Below are 16309 nucleotides of genomic sequence, written 5' to 3'. Positions count from 1 at the left end.
GGAGACAAGAAACTCATGACACAACACGCGCAGTTTGGACCCTTGCTGACGGAAGGCAAGACCAAACGGATTTATAGCTATCCACAGGACGAGCAGCTGGCCTATATGGTCAGCAAGGATCAGATTACTGCGGGCGATGGTGCGCGCCGCAACGAGCTAGAGGGGAAATCGCGTTGGAGCACGACGACGACTGCCAACGTGTTCCGCCTGTTGAATGAGGCTGGTATCAATACGCACTTCGTGAAAAAAGTTGACGAGGTCACGATGCTGGTTAAGCGCTGTGAGATGCTGCCCATTGAGCATGTACAGCGACGTCTCGCGACCGGATCATTCTTGAAGCGCCACCCCGAAGTAAGCGAAGGTACCCGCTTTGATCCCGTCCTGATTGAGACCTTCCTGAAAGATGATGCGCGTCATGATCCGCAGATTCAACCTGAAGAGATCATACAGCAAGGCATTGCGACGCAGGAGGAGATCGACTGGATGGCGCGCGAGGGACGGCGCGTCTTTGCAGTACTAGAGACTGCCTGGGCCAAAATGGATGTGACCATGGTTGATCTCAAGATTGAGTTTGGTCGCGACCCTCAGGGTCAGTTATTAGTTGCCGATGTAATTGATAATGATAGTTGGCGGCTCTGGCCTGGTGGTGACAAGAATCGTATGCTCGATAAGCAGGTCTACCGCAACCTCCAGGAAGTCACCTCGGACAGTCTGCGCGAGATCGCGGATCGTTATGCCCTGGTCGCTGATCTTACGGGCAAGCTGAGTATTTAATGTGATCATCTTACCAGAGAGGAGTTCAGCGATGGAGCGACTTCATGATGCATGCGGAGTCGTCGGAATTTACGCGCCTCATGGCAATACAAGCCTGGATGTACGTAGCTACATTACCCTGGCTTTGACAGCCTTGCAGCACCGTGGGCAGGAGAGCGCGGGCATGGCTGTCTATGACGATGAAGACCAGATTGTTTATCGTGTAGGCATGGGCAAGGTGCGCGAGGTATTTACCGATTCGGGGGCCAGCCTGCCTTCTACCTATGCAGGCATAGGCCACGTGCGCTATTCCACCACGGGTTCAAGCTGCGTCGAGAATGCCGGTCCTTTTGTCGTAGGTAATCGTGCTGGACAGTATGAATCGCTGGCCATCGCGCACAATGGTGACCTGGTAAATGGAGCTATGCTGCGTAACGCCTTCCCTGAGGACTCGTTCCGTTCAACGACGGACAGCGAAGTCATTGCCTTGATGCTACATCGCTCAGAGGGGAAAACCTTTAATGAGCGCCTGGCGGACACTTTGCAGCACCTGCGTGGCTCATTTAGCCTGGTGATCCTTGCTCAGAATAAACTGTACGCGACGCGTGATCCCTGGGGGATGCGCCCGCTGTGCATTGGCAAGTTGGGCGATAGCTGGATTGTGGCCTCGGAATCCTGCGCGCTGGACCGCACTGGAGCCGAGTTTGTGCGCAAAGTCGAGCCAGGCGAACTGGTAACTATCGATGAGGATGGCATCCACTCGGAGATGCTCTTTGGGCTGCCTCGCCACTCGCTCTGCGTCTTCGAGTATATCTACTTCTCGGACGCGACTTCGCGTATCAACAATCGCTATACCTACGAGGTGCGCGAGGCTCTGGGACGCGAGCTGGCCTATGAGCATCCTGTAGAGGCGGACCTGGTCGTTCCTGTTCCCGATTCATCCATTCCGGCAGCCCTGGGCTATGCTGAGACTTCCGGGATTCCCTATAGCCAGGGTATCATCAAGAATCGCTATAGCGATCGCTCATTCATCAAGCCTGACCAGCGCCTGCGCCAGCTCGAAGTAGACCTGAAATTCAACTTCGTGCGCACTAAAATCGAGGGCAAGCGCCTGATTATCGTCGACGACTCGATTGTACGCGGCAATACGCTCAAGCGCCTGGCCTCCGCGCTACGCAACTATGGCGCGAAGGAGATACACCTGCGCATCAGCTCGCCGCCCCTGCGTCACCCCTGCTACTTCGGCATCGATATTCCGCGCGACAAAGAATTAATCGCCGCAGGTCGTACCGTGCAGGAGGTTGCCGACTACATGGGTGTCGATAGCCTGGGCTATCTCAGCTTGCCGGGACTGGGGCGCGCGATCAACGCCGCCCATATCGATGAAACGGTCGATGTTGATCCTCGCCAGGTGGACGATCCCCGCGCACTGAAAATGCTGCATCAAGAGTTTTGTTATGGGTGTATGGAGATGCAGGGCTGGCCCTTTGACCCCCAGGTCGAGTCTCAGCATGGTCCCAGGCGTGTGCCCGTCATTCCTCGTGGCGTGCGCTCATAACAGAAGGAGAAAAATTTCGTGCGAGTATTTGTCATCGGCTCGGGTGCGCGTGAGCATGCACTGGTCTGGAAGCTGGCCCAGGATCAGCGGATCGACCGCATCTATGCCGCGCCAGGCAATCCCGGCATGCTACCCCACGCGGAATGTCTTCCTATTAGCGTCGATAATCTGGAGGGGTTGGCCGCCTTCGCTGAGCGCAACAAGATCGACTACACTATCGTCGGCCCCGAGGTACCGCTTATCGACGGCGTCGTCGATATCTTCCAGAAGCGGGGCCTGCGCGTCTTTGGCCCCAACCAGGCGGGCGCGGCCCTCGAAGGTAGCAAGGCCTTCACCAAAGAGTTGTTGACCGCGGCAGGCATCCCCACAGCTCAGCATCGCACCTTCACCGAGTACGAACCGGCCCGTGCCTACCTGGAAGAGCATGGCGCCCCCGTCGTCGTCAAGGCTGACGGTAACGCCGCGGGCAAGGGCGCAATCGTCGCCCTCGACATGCAAACAGCCCAGGACGCCCTCAAGCAGATGATGGTCGACCACGCCTTTGGCGCGGCGGGCGACGTCGTCGTCGTTGAAGACTACCTGCAAGGCGACGAGATCGGCGCGCACGCCATCTGTAACGGCACGGATTTTCTGCTCCTGCCACTCAGCCAGGATCACAAGCGCGCCCTCGATAACGACCAGGGCTTGAACACGGGCGGCATGGGCGCCTACACGCCCCTGCCCTTTGTCAGCGAGGAGCAGAAGGCACAGATTCAGCAGCGTGTCATCGGCGCCACACTCCAGGCCCTCAAGGAGCGCGGCATCCACTTCAAAGGCGTGCTCTACGCCAACATCATGCTCACCGAGCGCGGTCCCATGGTGCTGGAGCATAATACACGCTTCGGCGATCCCGAGGCTCAAGCCCTGATGGTTCTGCTTAAAGCCGAGCTGCTGGATGTACTCGCCTACGCGGACGGCCAGCACATCGACCCTGAGACCCTCTGGCATCCCGGCTATGCTATGAGCCTGACCCTGGCCGCAGGCGGCTATCCCGGCAAATACGCGCGCGACCTACCCATCCAGGGCGTTGACGAGGCCAATCAACTGGAGGGCGTCCACGTCTTCCATGCCGGCACACGCCTGCAAAATGGCCAGCTCGTCACCGCAGGTGGCCGCGTCCTTAGCGTCGTTGCCCACGGCGAAACCCTGCAACAGGCCGCCGACTGCGCCTACGCCGCCGCCAAACTCATCTCCTTTGAAGGCATGCAGTATCGCCGCGACATCGGCCACCGCGCCCTATAGTCCATGCAAGCATGGACCCTACAAATCCAGGGTTTATGTCCGCATTCGTATGGCAGAAACGGGTAAAGATGTGTGGGCGAGAAGTGCCTCTGGCACTTCTCGCCCACACATCTTTACCTTAAGTGAGCGCCGCAGGCGCGAAAAGTCATGAATAGTAACAATGGAAGCAAAATACACCAATCATACTCATGGGCAGCAAAAAACGCTGCGTATCGCGGTCCTGATCTCTGGCTCGGGCAGTAACCTCCAGGCCCTGCTGGACGCCATCGAGGCTCGGCACCTGCCCGGGGTCGAGATTGCCCTGGTCATCAGCAATAAAGCCAACGCCTTTGGCTTACAGCGCGCCCTCAAGCATAAAGTACCCGCGCTCTATCTTCCCTGGCGCACACGCGAGGAGTGGGAGCGAAGGGTTATTGACTTGCTCCAGCTTTTCCAGGTAGACGTTATCGTCCTGGCCGGATTTATGCGTATCATCTCCGCCGACTTTATTACCCGTTACCCCGAGCGTATCATTAACCTGCATCCCGCGCTCATCCCCGATGGTGGCAAGGGCGACACCTACACCACCAGCGATGGCAGTCTTATCCCCGTCTTTCGCGGCATGCACGCGCCCCTCCAGGCCCTGGAGGCCGGAGTGCGCGTCACTGGTAGCACTGTGCATTATGTCGTTCCCGAGGTCGACGCCGGCCCGCCTATCTGTCGCCGCGAGGTCCCCATAGAGGCAGGTGACACCGAAGATACGCTCCAGGAGCGCATCAAAAAGGTCGAGCACCAGTTGATCGTCGAGGCCGTCAAGATCCACCAGCAGCGCGTATAAGAGTCGGAACAATAGATTTAGGATGGCCTGGTAAGCAGTATTAAGCTTGCAGGCCATTCTAAACACGCCCTACTTCAATCTATACCATAAGCCTGATAGGTCGTCATCCAGGCGGCGTGGTTGCCAGGCTATAAGGCGCCGCGCATGTTTCTGCAACCAGGATTTTGCGAAGGCTGCACCACCCGATTCGACTAAGACCATTCTCTCGTCCCGAACGGCGTAAATGTCTACCGTGCAGTCTTCATCCAATCGTGCCTCCACCAGTAAAAGCCCTTCAAATTGCTGAATGACTATCTGCTCTTGTGTAGATGAGAGTGTAAGCGAGCATGTCATTACAGGTAAGCACCTCCTAATTTGTTGTACTTTATAGTAACAGGGAAGGTGCTTGCAGGTGAATGGCAAGCAAAAAAGAACAAGCTGTATTTTTCTTTCATTGAAAGGAAAAAAAGACCAATGACTTTGCAACTAGAAAGACCTCTAGACGCCACCGATTGGAAGATTTTACGAGAGCTGCAACGAGATGGGCGCCTCTCTTATAATGAGTTGGGGCGGCGTGTCGGCCTTTCTGGCCCCGGTGCTGCCGAGCGTGTGCGTAAGTTAGAGGATGCAGGTATTATTCGCAATTATGGCGCGCAGGTAGACCCAACGAAGGTAGGCCTGCCGCTCCAGGCCTTCATTCAGTTGCGCTGTGCTCCCGGAAAGTGCCTCTTCCAGTCTAGCTGCGCCGACGAGTTTCCAGAGATGCTTGAAATGCATAAGCTGAGTGGCAGTTACTGCGCGCTCCTCAAGGTTGCTGTCTCCTCGATGCAGCACCTGGAAGCCTTTCACGATCGCCTGGCAGCATACGGCAATCATATAACAAATCTAGTTACCTCCAGCGTCATTACCCACCGTGTCATCGACTGGGAATCTCCTACAGTCAAGCTCTGTCCTCCACCTAATAGTAGATGGAACGAGTAGTGAGGAGAAACCTGGTAAGCCTTTGGACAAGTGAACTTAGCCCTAAGGCTTGCCAGTTCCTAGAATGCTGTCGAGCTAACTCCACGATTACTAAGATTGGGAATATGAGGGATACTCATATTCCAGCAAGACCTCCTTCTCTAAGAGGTGACTGAGTCGTTCCGCCTCGGCTTCAATCCCTTTTCGGATTGAGATTGTGGATGGAGAGAACAGGTTCACCTTGACGATGATTTGTGAGCGTCGGATTTTAGAGTTCCAGACTCCTTGTATGGAACCGTTGACCAGAACGACCGCAAAGGTCCACCCCTGAAGGTTGAAGACGTGCCGCTTGTAGGCTTGAGCGAGCAGGGGCTCGCAACCGCGCGGCACTCCGATCGTATAGGCATCGAATAAGGGGAGTAGGTGGATCTCCTCTACTGATTCAAAGCTTTGTATGAGTGGAAGTGTTGCACGCAGGACAAAGCCTCGCCACCCTTCTACCTCTACTTCTTCCAGCTCCCCTTCTAGCGATTGAAAGAGTTTTCTTGCTTGAATTTTCCCACATCCCCACCAAAAAGCAAAGTCTTCTGAGGCCGCTGGACCATAAGCCTGAAGATACCGACGAGCTATTTCCTGAAGGGCCAGCTTGGGCTCGATTAACTGCCATTTTCCAATCCATACTCTGGGGTTCATGAATGTGGTCTTTTGATCCTGGTCTGGCCCGAAACAAAGATCGCCGCGATAGGCCGATGGTTTCAAGGGAGAGCCCCAGCTCGAAGATACGATCAGGTCGCGCATGTTAGCAACCCCCGTATGCTTCGCTACCGCGTCAGCAAGTTGCGGACGAGTCATTGGCCCCTGCTCCAAAACGTGCGGGATAGCAGTGAGAAATGCTTCCTGTTGCGCTGGAGTGAGGCCGAACTCAGCGAAATAGTTAGACCAGCTCGCATTATTCTGCCAGTCACGCGCGGCTATATACAGAGGGAGTTCTCTTGCAGCGAGTAAGTGTAACGTGCCACGCATGGCCCAGGTTCTCACCAGGGTGTGGTCCTGCCAGAGAGCAGTTTTGACATCGTATAGAGAGAATCCTTCCACACGGGTACATACCGCTAGCTCGGCAGCAGATATCACCTGAGCCTGAATCCCACCAGTGCGCGTCACAGCCTGAACGAAATCCTGCGAGGAAAAACGAGGGGAGAGGCCATGTTGCGACAAACGCCAGGCATGCACCTGGTGCCATTTCAATGCTGTCATCTTTGTTCCTTCCAATCCAATCAACGTTTTCCACGATATTCAATCACAGTGTACTGGTTTATGCGGCCAGATTGTGTCCTCATTAGGATGGCTTTTAAAGAATCAAGTAACTCTACCTGAGCGGTGAAGAGCAAAAAAGCAACATTGGAGAAGTTTTCCTGACCGACTCGTGATAGATTGTCCCTAATGGCTCTTTGTATCCTCCAGTGATGGCTCAAGGAAAGAGCTAAGGAATGTGATCATCGAAGCAAAGGAGAACCCAATGAACTATCCGCAAATCGTCACGCGAGAAGAGTGGCTTGTTGCCCGTAGAGAATTGCTCACCAGGGAAAAGGAGGCCACCCGTGCGCGAGACAGGCTCAATGCTGAACGTCGCAGGTTGCCGATGGTCAAGATCGATAAGCAGTACCTCTTCGATGGCCCGGAAGGCAAGGTGAGCCTGCTCGATCTCTTTGATGGGCGCCGTCAGCTGATCGTCTACCATTTCATGTTTGATCCAAGCTGGGACGAGGGTTGCCCAGGTTGCACGAACCTGGTTAACAACATTCCTGGCAATATAACTCGTTTGCATGAAAGCGATACCTCATTGGTCTTGGTCTCACGCGCCCCATTAGCGAAGCTTGAGTCCTATAAGCAGCAGAAAAACTGGACTGCTCGCTGGCTCTCCTCCTATGGTAGCGACTTCAACTATGACTTTGACGCCACGGACGAAAATGGCGAGAAACCCGGAATAAGTGTTTTCCTGCGCGACGGCGAGCAAATCTTTCACACATACTCGACGACGGGGCGCGGCGTCGATATCCTCCTGGGGACATATAACTACCTTGATCTTACTCCACTTGGCCGACAAGAGGAGTGGGAAGAGGCCCTCAATCGCAGTGTTATTCCTGCCCAAAGTTGATCTCACCGCTACGACACTGTTGATAGTGAAATGTGGGTTGGCCACCTAAGGGGGCCAACCCACATTTCACTATCATTTAAGCAAATGCTTTACACGTTGAGATGGAAGATCCACTTGTAGGTATTTCCCTTGGTGACAATGATTGTCCAGGGGCCGTGATAGTGGCTCAGGTCACTGTTGAAGCGGAAGACGAACTTTCCGCTCTCGTTGTTTCCTGCATAGTCGAAGGTCGTGATGTGATTGGTATTGCTGGTCTGCATGTCAATTTGGGGTGTGACAGGCTTTCCAGCAGCCGACTTGACAGAAATCTCGTTAAGGCCTGAGAACTCGATTGTGGTCTGCGTCTTACCGATGGTCGCTTTCTCCAGCGTGATGGTCTGGCTCTGTGAGATTGCTTGCTGGTGCGGTGCCACGACTTCGCCCTGGTGATATGGTAGCTGAAAGTGGAAGGTTACTGTTTGCGTGCTCCCGTTTTGTACTAGGTCCATCTTGAGTGTCAGATTGAGCGAGGCCGGTGTGCCCACAACATTAGCATCGCTGAAGGTCATAGACTGGGCCAGAATATGGTTCTCAATATCGCCCAGCAACTGACCACTCGATGAAAGATCAGTGCCATTGGCGGTTGTGAGGTGTGGATTGTTTAGCATGGCGCTGTCATTAACGGGTGTGGCTGTGACGCCCAGCACGATATTATGGTCTTCAGCGTAGCCCTTCTCCAGCCTTACAGTGGCGTTCCCAACTTTTTGTGAAAGCTGGATATCACCAAAGGTGCTGTATTGAATAGCATCTTTCGTGTTATAGCTGCCTCCCTGGAGCAGGCTTTGCAGGAGTGGCGTGGCCGCGAAGGCGGAGGCCGTGGTCACGATCAACAACGCGGCAATCAGTGGCACCAGGATGGCTTTTCTGGTCAGCGCGAACCACCAGGAGCGTGTTTGTTCACGGAAAGGCACGACCGTGGGCTTCTGAAACGAGTGCTGCACGTAGCGCATGCGCAAGTTCTGCCAGTTGACATTGTTGGGTACAGGTGGAGTGTTACCGAGGTTGTCTAATTCCTCAACCACATGCATGAGTTTTTGGTCGGCTGCTGTCTCAAGCAGGTCATTATATGTTTGCATAAGCTGCTGTTGCTTTGACATTATAGTTGCTCCTTGAGGCCTTGCAGGATGCGCGTAAGCTGTTTGCGGACGGCGGCGGGACTCTTGCCGACAACCTGGGCGATTTCGCTGGCATTCAAGCCCGCTGAGAAGCGCAGAGCGATCAGTTCACGCTTGCGCTCATCGAGCTGATCGAGTAGCTCGCGGAGCCGAACCCGGCGTTCGCGCAGAAGAAAGATGCTCTCGGGATTCTCATCACCTATTATCTGCTCCGCCTCCGGCAGGCTATCCCAGGAGAAAGCAGTTTTCTTCCTGCGGTAGGTATCGCTCGCGGTGTGAAGAGCGATACGAAATAGCCAGGCCGCGAAGCTGCCGCGTGCTTTATAATCTCGCAGCGAGATCATAGCCTTGAGAAAGACCTGTTGCGTAAGATCCGCGGCGTCCTCCTCACGACCAATGCGTAGTAACAGGTAACGGTAGATGCGTGCTTTATAGTGCTGATAGAGCGGCTCAAAAGCGACCGGGTCTGCTTTGGCCGCCTCCACAAGTGCTTCTTCTTCCCGTAGCTCCTCCGGCTGGTGCATTGCTGAAAAGGTGTAACCAGCTTGCATGCATTTATGTCCTTAATAGAGTGGATGTTTTGTCAAACAGAAGTTTTGAGGCCTCAAAGTTCTTCCATTCATAATGACGCCGCTTTATGGAAAGTGAGACATTTTGCCGCGTTTTTTATCTACCTCTGATTGTAGTTGTCTGTGCCAGTAGAGCCAAGTTTTGGCTAAAAAGGGGGGATCTGATACTAGCAGGCAAAAATTGAAGGATGAGGAGATACATACTAGTAGGGATTAGTCATGTAGAGTGTGCAGCTAGATAAAGTTGCAATGTGGGCTGGCTCTACTCCAGTAGTAACCTGGCCCACTCGGGGGATGAAAAAGACCAGTGACGGGCCGCCCAGAATATCAAGACCCCCAGTTGCAGGCGCTGAAAGCGGCGGAGGCGAGGAAGCCCAGGGATTTCAGGTTGCCAGGCTCGCCGGGCAAAAAAGGTAAGCCACCAGGCAAGGGCAGATTCAACAGCTTCGGTGCGCAGGGGAAATTGTTCTTCATACCACTTTATTACTTGTTCGGGAGAAGGCCCATTTTCGACAGTCACACTCTGAGCAAAGGCAACGATATCCCACTCTGGTCGCCCTAGCTGAATGGAGGGCCAATCGAATAGATACAAATGTCCCTGGTTAAAGCGTAGATTATCGGACCGTAGATCGCCATGTAGGATGGCGTATGGCCCTTCTGTAAGCGCTGGTAGCTTCAGCGCCGACTCAATGGTGGGAGAAATTTTTTGCAACCAGGCCAATGCCTGGGGGGCTTCTGCCCCTGCAAAGGCCGCGATTGTTTGAAAGTCTTGAGATTCTTGAGCTGCCTGTGTCCAATTCTCCTGTGCTAAGTCTTCCTGTGGTTGAGAGAGCCACGCGGGAGGCTGGGTGCCAAGCAATGTTTTATGGTAATTGGCCAGGGCATGCGTGATGGCACGAGCTTTCCCAGGTGTCCAGGGCGGAACACTCTGTGGACCAAGATCCTCCAGGATTAGCACGTGCCAGTCAGCATGATGAATGGCTGCGTATAAACGGGGCATCCATCTGTCCAACACAGGTGCAAGATCCTGATAGACGTGCTCCTCAGAGCGTAGCGCGTTTTTCATGAAGGCATTAGATTCCTGGTAGATGCCTTTTAAAAAGGCCCGCCGCCCATCATCTAGCACCAGGCGATAGGTTGGTGTTGGTCCATATCCGCCCCAGACGCGTGTTGCTCGTGTCACGGGGGAACCTAACGCGTTATCGACTTGCTGGCGCACTGCTTTGGGAACCTTCCTCCAGGGAAGCTTATCTTCCACACCTGTTCGAGACATCTCTTTCTCACCTCAAGCATATTTTTTCTAAAGTATACCGTATTTTATTCCCTTGTGCGGTGAGCAAGTTCTCTAGTGAACTGATGTGGAAGCTAAGATGCCACGAAGAAAAACCCATTTCCGCTTTTTACTCATCAGGAGGGAATAAGTATATAGAGAGATAAAAAATCTTGAGGAGAAACATTCATGCAAACAGCCACACAAATAGCTTCGGGTTCGAAAACGCAACTCTGGATTGGACGTATCTTGACGGCGCTAGCGGTTCTATTTTTGCTTTTCGACGGCGTAACACACGTACTGCAAATTCCCTCGGTCATGGATGCATTCAAGCAACTTGGATATCCTGCGAGTGTCGCGCTTGAGATCGGAATTGTGGAACTTGTGTGCCTGGTCCTCTATATCATTCCTTCTACTTCTGTCCTTGGTGCCATCCTGTTGACAGGCTATCTTGGAGGTGCCGTTGCTACCAACCTGCGCATAGATGCTCCACTCTTCAGTAATGTTCTCTTCCCAGTCTATGTCGGCCTGTTTATCTGGGGAGGGCTGTACCTGCGCAATGAGCGGCTGCGCGCCCTCTTTCCTCTGCAACGGTAATGTGGAGTGATCTTCTTCCTTACGCGGGGCAGGCGGGCAAGGCCAAGGTAAGTGCTTCTAAAGGGCGCACCTACCTTGGCCTTGCCCGCCTGCCCGTATGAAGTGTTTTATCTATATTCGCAGTAAAAGCTTACCTGTGGTCTGGCCAGCTTCCAGGCGGCGGTGGGCCTCACCAGCCTGCTCTAGAGGCAGAATATCGGTGATATCGATCTTTACCTGGGAGCGGGCGATAAGTTCGAGGGAACGGCGTGCGGTATCAGCAACGAGATGAGGAACTGAAGCGCTCAAGGCACCAATGCTATAGCCCATGATAGCCTTACTCTCAGCAATGAATCTGCCTGGATTCTGCGGGAGGCTCTGTGGTTGGCCCTGCTCATCATTCGCATTGCCAAAGATGACGAGTCGCCCAAAGAGCGCAAGAACTGTGAGGCTCTGACTGCGTACTGGCTCGCCTATGGCTTCAAGCACGACATCTACCCCGCGTCCTTGCGTGAGCGCTTGCGTTTGCTGGATAAAATCATCGCGCAGGATGGCATGGTCATAGCCGAAGGATTTGGCGTAGTCGGCTTTTTTCTGACTGCTTACTGTACCAATAACCAGCCCCGCGCCCAGGTGCCGGGCTATCTGTCCTGCGATGCTGCCCACGCCACCCGCCGCGGCGTGAACAAGCACTGTTTCGCCGTGCTGTAGGCGCGCGACCCGCACGAGCATATCATAAGCGGTTGGTACAATGGTTGGGAAACCCGCCGCCGTGGCGAGGTCAATCTCTCTACTGGTCGCGTCGAGGGGGAAAGTGAGCGTGGCCTGGGCCAGCGCCACCTCGGCGTAGCCACCGCTCATCGTCAGGGCGGCAACAGGCTGGCCCACATGCAAGCCTTCGACCCCTTCACCAAGCGCATGAATATGACCTGAGACTTCAAGGCCGGGAATGAATGGAAGTTGTTCTCTGTGATACCCTCCGCGGCGTGCCATGGTCTCGGCGAAGTTCACACCTGCGTAGGCGACTCGAATTGCGACCTGTCCAGGTCCGGGCTGGGGTTCTGGCACTTCGCGCACTTGCAATACTTCGGGTCCACCAAATGCTGTAATTAGGTTGGCTTTCATTTCTTTTTCCTTCAGAATCTATTTTATATAGCAACTACTATCTGCTAGCGTGTTAGCACCTTGAACGCGACGTTATCGCGTCCTTTGCCCTGGACAATAGCGAGGGTACCCCAGAGTCGTAGAACACTATCCACTACATCGATTTGGTCCAGGTCGCCCAGGCGTACCGGCTGTAGTCCAATCTCGGCAATGAGTTGCTCAACTGTCGCCATAGCATCCCCATCGGGACCGCAGTAGAACATGTCGGCCTGGATGCCCTGGTAATCTGGGTCAGCGAGATTTTGCCAGCTATAGGTATTGAAGGCCCGGTAGACCTGGGCATGTGGAGCATGTGTTTGCAAGAGATGTGCGCTATATAGAGGCGTTGTTGGCCATTGATGCGTCTGAGAGAACTTTTGATCGGGCGGATACCTATTGGCCGCATCGATGATAATTTTGCCATCCAGCTGTTGCGCGTAGGTGGTAATAAGCCCTTCAACCGCCTGCCCTGCGAGGGCGAGTACAACGATATCGCCCTTGGTCAAGGCCTCCGCTGGGGAGCCGATGAAGACCTGCTCTCCCAAATCCTGGCGTAGAGCCTGCGCCCTCTCCGATGACGGATTCTGCACCCCAAAGGCGAGGCGATGCCCGGCCTTTGCCCACTTGCGGCCCAATGTGCTCCCTATCGGTCCTGCGCCCAGGATAGTAATACGAAGTGATGACATATTTTCTCCTCCTCTTCTTCTAGCTCTATATTTGCGCTTTTAGCGTCACAAAACAGTGTTGTTATCGCAAATTATAAAGAAGAAGCTTTCTTTCTGTAAGGAGTGACCGCAAAGTGATATAGTTACCTCCTAGTAACCATCATTTTCTTCTCTTAACTTGACTTTTTGTTTTGTTCAGCTAAAAATATCTATATGTAAAGCCTTTTCATAAGGAAATGAAGATGTGAATATTTGTGTAGATGAGGGGAAACGCTATTTCTAACTTATGGCTTTACAGCGTATAAGGGAGATCTGTACTAGAATTACGCCATGCGCATAGCACTGCTTCTCTTGTCATGTGTCAACGTTGTGGTACTGGGAGTTGATGAGATACTCTATGGTCTACTCGATCTCACGAAGCAACCACAGTTTAACCAGATAGATCAAATAATTAAGTCGTTTGCCCTTGTTAGCCTCTTCATATCACTAGTCCTTCTCGCGATCTATATAATTCGGCAGGCGGTAGCTCAAGAACGGCAACTCAAAAAGCAGGGAAGAAAAAAATCGGTAGTGACTCCGGAAGGGGGTGATAGAATAGAGAGGAGGAGGTGAACGATGAACAAGCGAGAAGCAGAGGAGCAGAGCAGTCTGCCAACGTGTCCCAATCCCGCATGCTCAGGGCCGCGCGTTGTGCGCAATGGCAGCCACCGGGGACGGCAACGGTATCTGTGCCGCACCTGTAAGACGTACTTTGGAGCAACGCAAGGCACGCCGATGTATGGGTTGAAGACGCCTGCCCCCGAGGTAGCGCAAGCGCTCTTGGTGGTGATGCGGCGCGGCAGCTTGCGGGCTGCCGAGGAGATCACCGGGCACAAATACGAAACGATCAGTGTCTGGCTCAAGCGAGCAGCAGAGCATGCCGAGGCCCTGACGCAGGTGATGGCTTGCGATCTGCACGTGAGCCAGGTGGAAATCGATGAGTTCTGGTCGTTTGTCCAGAAAAAAAGGGGACTGAAGGGGCGTCCGACGAAGGAGCACGCTGGGCTTGCCTCGTCCAAGATCGGGAGAGCCGCTTCGTGGTTGCCAGTGCCACCGGACCGCTGGGCGAGAACCTGATGACGCGGGCCGTCAGCAGGACGGTCCTGCGAACCCATCGCCGCCCGCTCTGCTGGTTTAGTGATGGCTGGCATGGCTATGCGGCCATTCTCCATCGTGCCTATCGCCAACCCCAGTCGCGTCAGGGCAAAACCGGACGGCGCAAGTTGGTGGTGCCTGACACCGTGTCGTTGACGCAAACAGTCAAACACCGTGATGAGCATGGACGCCTCCTGTCAGTAGCAATCCGCATGGCGATGGGAGCAAGCCAGGGACCCGCCGGGACCGTGCACGTGGAGCGACTTCATGGTGCGTTGCGTGATCGGTTGAATGCGCTGACCCGCAAGACGCATGCTTTTGCCAAACGAGACGCGACCTGGGATGCGCTGGTCGGCTTGCAGATCTTCGATCACAATTTCCATCGGGCTCATTACGCTCTACGCCTGCCGCTTCAGATTGTCGATGGCGTTCATCGCTATCACCATCGATCTCCAGCAATGGCTCTGGGCGTGACTGATCATCTCTGGTCCTTCCAAGACTTGTTGACTACTCGACTCCCTATCACCTCTTAGAGGAGTCACTACCAAAAAATCTTTAGCGGGAACATTTTGCGCACGACAAGCCCAAAGACCAGGCCTTACAGGCGAGAGGCCTATCTACAAAAGGCTCTGTTTATGGGTCTTACTATTGCTGGATTATTTCGACCTGTGGCGTATTTGATGTTCCCCTATGCAACGGCTCCTTTTAAACCTGTGACTCTCCTGGATTGGGCTGGTATCCTTGGGATGTCTCTATGTTTGCTCATTTATGCCATTCTCAGCAGCGATCTTACCAAAGGGAACAGTGTTAACAGCGGAAAAAGGAGAAATCAAGGGAAGAGAGAAAGCGTAAGCGAACTACATATGCATAAAGCACGTTCAGGTTTGGAACTGTAATCAAGGATATGATATAGTTACCTCATGGTTACCAGAAATAAAGTTGAAGAGCCGATTATTCGGCCGGATTGTCGCACGCGGCGCGGTCTGGAATTGATCGCCGATCAGTGGACTATGCTGGTCATTGTGGCCTTGCGTGGAGAGACAAGGCGCTTTAGCCAGATACATGCACATATCCAGGGTATCTCGAAGAAGATGTTGACGCAGACCCTGCGCGGCCTGGAGCGTAATGGCCTGGTCAAACGCGTGGTCTATCCTGTGATCCCACCTATGGTGGAGTACTCTCTGACGCCATTGGGTCGGACGCTTATCGAGCCGATCTGGGCGCTACGCGAGTGGTCGGAGCAATATATCGAAGAAGTTGAACAAAAGCGCGCCGACTATGATCAGGTGGATAGAACCACTCTTCAGGATCAGATCATCACGCTTGTCCAGCAACGGGGAGAAGTATCCTCCTGACCGACGCTGCTAAAGCACGCGTCTACATATCATGATACGAGATACTTCCGTACCATGATATGTAGACGCGTGCTTTAGCAGCGTCGTACCCTTAGCCGAGGAAGAAGGCCTCGAGCGCGGGAGCGAGAACGTTGTCGACCGGCCCGTGGTCCTGGCCTTCGAGGGTGCGGCGCTGGGCATTGGGGAGGATGTTGGTAATCGCTTGTGCTCCGGTATGCATAAACACATGGCTGGCTCCGCCATCCATTACGAGCGTGGGAACGGAGACAGAGGCCCACTTCTTGAGTGGGCGCGGATCGCCGCGCATGGTGTCGCCCATGATAGTGCCATCGTATGCGATTGTGTGGGCTACTGCCTCCAGCCCAGGCCACATGGGTGATTGACGCATCTGGGCAACCATTTCGGCGGGAACTCCCACCGCCTCCGTCATAAAATATTCAACTGCCTGACCCCGTTGATCAGATGAGATCAGCTCGTTCAAGTGTGATACATAGTTCTCTGGTGTGGGAGGTCGGCTATCATCGACGATAAATGGTGGTTCGTATATCGCTAGCTTTGTGATTTTACCAGGGAGGAGGCGTGCCGCCTCAAGGGCCAGGACCGCTCCAGAGGAGTGACCAAAGACAAACGCTGAACCTCCAGCCTCGTCAATCAGGGCCTCGATATCCTCTATCTCGCGTTCGACTGCGTATGGCGTGGTATCTCCACTGTCGCCTCGCCCTCGCCGGTTATAGGCGAATACAGTGAAATGTGGCGCCAGGACCGTGGCTAAGGATGTCTCGGCTATGCGCGTCGCGGTCGCGCCTGCCACAAGGATGAGTGCGGGGCCTTCCCCAAATTTGTCGAAGGCGATGGGTGTACCATCTTTGGAAGCAGCTTTTCGCATGTTATCTCCTCTCATATCGGCCGCATTCTCTTTCTTACTAGCAGGTTAAGTGTA

Annotated in this window: 19 protein-coding genes; 11 read left to right on the top strand and 8 right to left on the bottom strand. The window is 54.0% G+C overall.

Annotation, left to right across the window (positions count from 1 at the left end):
• The first annotated feature begins 15 nt into the window (after positions 1 to 15).
• From KRAC_RS28130 to purN, 4 genes are all read left to right on the top strand, one after another.
• Positions 16 to 774: a phosphoribosylaminoimidazolesuccinocarboxamide synthase gene (locus KRAC_RS28130; RefSeq protein WP_007913133.1), complete on the top strand. Its 759-nt coding sequence runs from the start codon at positions 16 to 18 to the stop codon at positions 772 to 774.
• A gap of 31 nt (positions 775 to 805) precedes the next feature.
• Positions 806 to 2311 carry an amidophosphoribosyltransferase gene (purF, locus tag KRAC_RS28125; RefSeq protein WP_007913132.1) on the top strand — a complete coding sequence of 502 codons (1506 nt, stop codon included), beginning with the start codon at positions 806 to 808 and terminating at the stop codon, positions 2309 to 2311.
• Between the two features lie 18 nt (positions 2312 to 2329).
• Positions 2330 to 3592 carry a phosphoribosylamine--glycine ligase gene (purD, locus tag KRAC_RS28120; RefSeq protein ID WP_007913131.1) on the top strand — a complete coding sequence of 421 codons (1263 nt, stop codon included), beginning with the start codon at positions 2330 to 2332 and terminating at the stop codon, positions 3590 to 3592.
• Positions 3593 to 3752: 160 nt separating this feature from the next.
• Positions 3753 to 4409: a phosphoribosylglycinamide formyltransferase gene (gene purN, locus KRAC_RS28115; protein WP_007913130.1), complete on the top strand. Its 657-nt coding sequence runs from the start codon at positions 3753 to 3755 to the stop codon at positions 4407 to 4409.
• A 69-nt stretch (positions 4410 to 4478) separates the two neighbouring features.
• Here the strand turns inward: purN and KRAC_RS28110 are convergent, their stop codons facing one another.
• Entirely contained in the window at positions 4479 to 4742 is a 264-nt protein-coding gene (locus tag KRAC_RS28110; protein ID WP_007913129.1) for a hypothetical protein, read from the bottom strand.
• A gap of 120 nt (positions 4743 to 4862) precedes the next feature.
• Here KRAC_RS28110 and KRAC_RS28105 point away from each other — a divergent pair, with 120 nt between their 5' ends.
• Positions 4863 to 5369: an Lrp/AsnC family transcriptional regulator gene (locus tag KRAC_RS28105; RefSeq protein ID WP_007913128.1), complete on the top strand. Its 507-nt coding sequence runs from the start codon at positions 4863 to 4865 to the stop codon at positions 5367 to 5369.
• 90 nt (positions 5370 to 5459) lie between these two features.
• On the opposite strand, the gene KRAC_RS28100 is transcribed toward KRAC_RS28105, so the two are convergent.
• The gene (locus KRAC_RS28100; protein ID WP_007913125.1) at positions 5460 to 6602 is read right to left on the bottom strand and encodes a winged helix DNA-binding domain-containing protein; all 1143 of its coding nucleotides are present in this window, start codon (positions 6600 to 6602) and stop codon (positions 5460 to 5462) included.
• 262 nt (positions 6603 to 6864) lie between these two features.
• Between KRAC_RS28100 and KRAC_RS28095 the strand changes: the two genes are divergently transcribed.
• Entirely contained in the window at positions 6865 to 7503 is a 639-nt protein-coding gene (locus KRAC_RS28095; protein WP_007913124.1) for a DUF899 domain-containing protein, read from the top strand.
• 89 nt (positions 7504 to 7592) lie between these two features.
• Here the strand turns inward: KRAC_RS28095 and KRAC_RS28090 are convergent, their stop codons facing one another.
• The 3 genes from KRAC_RS28090 to KRAC_RS28080 all read right to left on the bottom strand — a co-directional run bounded on the left by KRAC_RS28090 (position 7593) and on the right by KRAC_RS28080 (position 10499).
• Positions 7593 to 8639: a hypothetical protein gene (locus KRAC_RS28090; RefSeq protein WP_007913123.1), complete on the bottom strand. Its 1047-nt coding sequence runs from the start codon at positions 8637 to 8639 to the stop codon at positions 7593 to 7595.
• Entirely contained in the window at positions 8639 to 9208 is a 570-nt protein-coding gene (locus KRAC_RS28085) for an RNA polymerase sigma factor (RefSeq protein ID WP_007913122.1), read from the bottom strand. The genes KRAC_RS28090 and KRAC_RS28085 overlap by 1 nt, the downstream gene beginning before the upstream one ends.
• 280 nt (positions 9209 to 9488) lie before the next feature.
• A complete protein-coding gene (locus KRAC_RS28080) occupies positions 9489 to 10499 on the bottom strand; it encodes a phosphotransferase (protein WP_007913121.1) in 1011 nt (336 codons plus the stop codon).
• 186 nt (positions 10500 to 10685) lie between these two features.
• On the opposite strand from KRAC_RS28080, the gene KRAC_RS28075 reads away from it, so the two are divergent.
• Positions 10686 to 11093 carry a DoxX family protein gene (locus tag KRAC_RS28075; RefSeq protein WP_007913120.1) on the top strand — a complete coding sequence of 136 codons (408 nt, stop codon included), beginning with the start codon at positions 10686 to 10688 and terminating at the stop codon, positions 11091 to 11093.
• A gap of 111 nt (positions 11094 to 11204) precedes the next feature.
• Here the strand turns inward: KRAC_RS28075 and KRAC_RS28070 are convergent, their stop codons facing one another.
• The gene (locus KRAC_RS28070) at positions 11205 to 12197 is read right to left on the bottom strand and encodes a quinone oxidoreductase family protein (protein ID WP_007913118.1); all 993 of its coding nucleotides are present in this window, start codon (positions 12195 to 12197) and stop codon (positions 11205 to 11207) included.
• A gap of 44 nt (positions 12198 to 12241) precedes the next feature.
• The gene (locus KRAC_RS28065; RefSeq protein WP_007913114.1) at positions 12242 to 12901 is read right to left on the bottom strand and encodes an NADPH-dependent F420 reductase; all 660 of its coding nucleotides are present in this window, start codon (positions 12899 to 12901) and stop codon (positions 12242 to 12244) included.
• A 594-nt stretch (positions 12902 to 13495) separates the two neighbouring features.
• Between KRAC_RS28065 and KRAC_RS28055 the strand changes: the two genes are divergently transcribed.
• The 4 genes from KRAC_RS28055 to KRAC_RS28040 all read left to right on the top strand — a co-directional run bounded on the left by KRAC_RS28055 (position 13496) and on the right by KRAC_RS28040 (position 15369).
• Positions 13496 to 13996 (top strand): IS1/IS1595 family N-terminal zinc-binding domain-containing protein, encoded by a 501-nt coding sequence (locus KRAC_RS28055; protein ID WP_007905782.1) that lies wholly within the window; start codon positions 13496 to 13498, stop codon positions 13994 to 13996.
• Positions 13957 to 14547: a hypothetical protein gene (locus KRAC_RS28050; RefSeq protein WP_244421978.1), complete on the top strand. Its 591-nt coding sequence runs from the start codon at positions 13957 to 13959 to the stop codon at positions 14545 to 14547. The genes KRAC_RS28055 and KRAC_RS28050 overlap by 40 nt, the downstream gene beginning before the upstream one ends.
• 102 nt (positions 14548 to 14649) lie before the next feature.
• Positions 14650 to 14910, top strand: a complete 261-nt coding sequence (locus KRAC_RS74690; protein WP_007913107.1) for a hypothetical protein — start codon at positions 14650 to 14652, stop codon at positions 14908 to 14910.
• 24 nt (positions 14911 to 14934) lie between these two features.
• A complete protein-coding gene (locus KRAC_RS28040; protein ID WP_007913106.1) occupies positions 14935 to 15369 on the top strand; it encodes a winged helix-turn-helix transcriptional regulator in 435 nt (144 codons plus the stop codon).
• 91 nt (positions 15370 to 15460) lie between these two features.
• On the opposite strand, the gene KRAC_RS28035 is transcribed toward KRAC_RS28040, so the two are convergent.
• Complete coding sequence (locus KRAC_RS28035) at positions 15461 to 16255, bottom strand: alpha/beta fold hydrolase (protein ID WP_007913105.1); 795 nt, start codon at positions 16253 to 16255, stop codon at positions 15461 to 15463.
• Positions 16256 to 16309 lie beyond the last annotated feature (54 nt).

The sequence above is a fragment of the Ktedonobacter racemifer DSM 44963 genome (assembly GCF_000178855.1).
GTDB lineage: Bacteria > Chloroflexota > Ktedonobacteria > Ktedonobacterales > Ktedonobacteraceae > Ktedonobacter > Ktedonobacter racemifer.
Note: the sequence above shows the minus strand (reverse complement) of the source record. Positions and strands in the feature narration are given on the sequence as shown.